The sequence below is a fragment of the Neobacillus drentensis genome (assembly GCF_036962765.1).
Lineage (GTDB): Bacteria > Bacillota > Bacilli > Bacillales > Cytobacillaceae > Neobacillus > Neobacillus drentensis_C.
The window spans coordinates 1-3,500 of sequence record NZ_JBALOS010000257.1 but is presented as its reverse complement, the minus strand read 5'-3'; the positions used below and the strand labels follow the sequence as shown (position 1 = coordinate 3,500).

Annotated in this window: 3 protein-coding genes; 2 read left to right on the top strand and 1 reads right to left on the bottom strand. The window is 37.2% G+C overall.

The features are described from left to right. Nucleotides 1-207 precede the first annotated feature (207 nt). Nucleotides 208-693, top strand: a complete 486-nt coding sequence (locus tag V7137_RS25645; RefSeq protein WP_335700696.1) for a nitroreductase family protein — start codon at nucleotides 208-210, stop codon at nucleotides 691-693. A 41-nt stretch (nucleotides 694-734) separates the two neighbouring features. Here the strand turns inward: V7137_RS25645 and V7137_RS25640 are convergent, their stop codons facing one another. Further along, on the bottom strand, nucleotides 735-1,712 hold the full coding sequence (locus tag V7137_RS25640) for an NAD(P)H-dependent flavin oxidoreductase (protein WP_335700695.1): 978 nt from the start codon (nucleotides 1,710-1,712) through the stop codon (nucleotides 735-737). A 197-nt stretch (nucleotides 1,713-1,909) separates the two neighbouring features. Here V7137_RS25640 and V7137_RS25635 point away from each other — a divergent pair, with 197 nt between their 5' ends. Further along, entirely contained in the window at nucleotides 1,910-3,157 is a 1,248-nt protein-coding gene (locus V7137_RS25635) for a DHH family phosphoesterase (protein WP_335700694.1), read from the top strand. The last annotated feature ends 343 nt before the right edge of the window (nucleotides 3,158-3,500 follow it).

The window sequence follows — 3,500 nt, the reverse complement described above, 5'->3', positions numbered from 1 at the left end:
ACTCTGCATCTTGTTTCTTATTATTAGGATATTTATTTTTCCGTTCTCTGTTATCATTTCTGTTTGTCATCAGAAGCCCTCCTTTTAAGTTAACTCGGTGATTATTTTGCGCAAGAGAGGATTTTTTTACTCACTTTTAATACAATGTTAATTAATTATGCATAAGATAATAAAGTGAGCAGCTAATACAGAAGGGGACATATGTAGATGAATACGTTAGATGCGATTAAAACGCGCAGAAACATAAAAAAATTTAAACCTACGGAAATTGACCATCATGCAATTCTCTCATGGTTAGAGGCTGCCACAATGGCACCCAATCACCGTATGACAGAACCATGGGAAATTTATTTTATCGGAGCAGAAACAAGAGCAAAGCTTAACCATAAAACAAATTTTGGAAACGCACCAATTGTATTGATGATTTTATCAAAGCAAGGTGCAATATCTGTAGAAACAGAAGAAAACGCAATGGCAACTGCGTGTTTTATCCAAAATTTCAATTTAGCAGCATGGGCAGAAGGGGTTGGAACCTTTTGGTCATCCATTGGCATTACCCCAAAAAATAGGGAGATTCTTCGTGTTCCGGATGGCTATGATATCATTGGTGTTCTGGGAGTAGGTTATCCTGAAGTGATCCCTGAGCCAAAACCTCGGACCCCCATTCAGAATAAAATCAGTAATTTACCTTAACAGAAATAAGAAGAGCCAACCGATAGGGTTGGCTCAATTAATTAGGCTATGGTAGCCTCATTGTATTCAAATGTAAGATTGTCGATGATTTGTTGAACAGGGAGAATCTCTTGAATTTCACCCACTCGTGCGCCTGCAAAAACAAGACCATTTTCCACATCACCCTCCAATGAAACCAATAGAGAATCCATTGTACAAAACCGGTAGGAACAATTCTTTAAACAATCAAGGCATTTAGCAATTTTCAACTTGTCTTGTCCACTGATTAATTTTGTAAAATGATTATTAATCGCCCTGCCATGAAGGCCTACGGTGGTTTTAACTAAGACTAAATCCTCTTCCCTTGCATCAACATACTTTTGCTTAAATGATAATGGTGCATCGCATTCCTGGCTGGCAACAAAGCGTGTCCCCATTTGGACACCTGAGGCACCCATTGCAAGTGCCCTTGCAATATCTCCACCTGTCATGATTCCTCCTGCCGCAATAACGGGGATGGAAACCGCTTCAACAACTTCTGGAAGAATATCAAACATAGGGCGATCAGTACCAAGATGTCCTCCAGCTTCAAAGCCTTCAACAACAACAGCAGCAGCACCAAGTCTTTCGGAAATTCGCGCTAATTTGGCTGACGAGACAATCGAAATAACCGGAATACCGGCTTGTTTTCCCCATGCATACATATCTCTTGAAATACCAGCTCCAGAGATAATAAAGTCCACTTTCTCTTCGAGGGCGGCTTTCATTTTTTCAGCAAAGTCATTCATCGCAAATAGAACATTTACCCCAATGTATCCGGCTTCTTTAATCCGGCTTTTCGCTTTTCGAATATGTGATCTCATTTCGTCGGTTGAGATTCCTGTTCCAGAAATAATTCCAATCCCTCCAGCATTTGCGACCGCTGACGCCAATTTACTAAGTGAAATACCTACACCCATTCCGCCTTGCATAATGGGGACCTTAGGCATCATATGACCTATTTTCAGTTGAGGAAAATTCAATTTATTACCCCGTTTCATTATTTGTAGTTGAAACTCTCATGTATCATACAACATCCATTTCGATATGTCTGTGATTACTATCACCAGGTCATAATTGCAGCTTGTAACATTTACTAGTATGTTAAAATAAACAAATATGATAAGAACTTATTGTATAAAAATTTTGTTGAAACCAAACGATACGATATGAAGTGAAAAATGGATGGTGGTATAATATGTATATTTTTACGGATATTGACCTGGATGGACTAGGATGCGGGCTGATTGCGAAACTGGCCTTTGGAGATAATGCTCGTGTATTTTACTGCTCTTATCGGAATTTAAATCAACGAGTAGAAGCTGTGATCAAAAATCCTGAAAATAATAATGTGGAGATCTATATTACTGATTTGGCGGTAAATGAGCAGGTCGAGAAGAAACTTGAGGAAAGGTTTCAACGGGGAAAACATGTTCAAATGATCGATCACCATGTGACGGCATTACATTTTAATGAATACAAATGGGGAAGCGTCATTCCTGAATATGATACGGGTAAGAAGACTTGTGCAACATCCTTATTTTATGATTACCTAATTAGGCATAGAAAAATGGAGAGAAATAAAGCCCTTGAGGAATTTATTGAATTGGTACGCCAATACGATACCTGGGAATGGGATGAAAACGATAATATTGCGGCGAAAAGGTTAAATGATTTATTCTACATACGGAATAGAGAGCAGTTTGAAGAAGAAATGCTGAAAAGGTTAACGGAAAATACGGATTCGTTTATGCTATCTGAAACTGAAAATATGCTTCTTGATATTGAAGAGCAAAAGATCAACCGTTATATTCATTCAAAGAGCAGACAGATTGTTCAATCCTTTATTGATGATTTTTGTGTGGGGATTGTTCATGCCGAGCAATATTTATCGGAATTGGGGAATGCTTTAAATAATTTATACCCACAAATGGATATGATTATCCTACTGAATATGAGCGGAAAGAAAATGGGTTTCCGGACCATTCACGATGAAATAAATGTCGCTAAATTTGCAAAAAGATACGGTGGAGGAGGACATCCAAAAGCATCCGGATCTGAATTAACAAGTGAAGCATTTAAGCAATTTGTTGTAAATGTGTTTGAACTTCTTCCACTTAAACCAGATGCCGATCGGAATGAATTTAACGTGAAAAATCCTAATTCTCTTACCGCCTTTCAAAATCAAAAGGGCGATATTTCCTACATTATCGCTAAGGGTGAAAGTGAGTATCGTATCATTCATAATCAGAAGAAACTGGATCAATCCTTTACTACATTTACGGATGCTGAGCTTTATCTCAAAAGAAATTATTCTTCTTGGCTTCAGTATGACCAAGATTTCCTTTATCAGTTATCTGCCACATTTAAGTTATCGATTGACAAGATAAAGGAAAGCTATGCTGAGATTATTCGTAAACACATAGTCGATTTAGGCAAGGTATAAAAAAGAGCTTGGGGCACCCCAAGCTCTTTTTTTTGTCAAAAACTACGATACAAGCTGGTTAAGGTTTCGTTAAGGAGTGAATGGTAAAATAATCGTAGGTATTTGTAAGTGTTATTTCGGTATCGTAATTACCATGAAATAGAAAGTAATTCTGCTATCATATTGTTGTAATATTAATAAGGTATAATGGTTCCGAAAGCTAAATTAAAACAATTTTCACAGGTTTTGGTCTGGGAATATTTGTTAAGCGACAAATAATAAAGTATAGTAAAATACCTTTTTGAACAATTAATAATGGGGTGATTGGATGGCTTCAACTTCAAAAAGGAGTAAGTATTTTGAT

Bases quoted from the DNA above. Each gene is read 5' to 3' on its own strand.
- V7137_RS25645 (WP_335700696.1), top strand. From the start codon at position 208: ATGAATACGTTAGATGCGATTAAAACGCGCAGAAACATAAAAAAATTT.
- V7137_RS25640 (WP_335700695.1), bottom strand. From the start codon at position 1,712: ATGAAACGGGGTAATAAATTGAATTTTCCTCAACTGAAAATAGGTCAT.
- V7137_RS25635 (WP_335700694.1), top strand. From the start codon at position 1,910: ATGTATATTTTTACGGATATTGACCTGGATGGACTAGGATGCGGGCTG.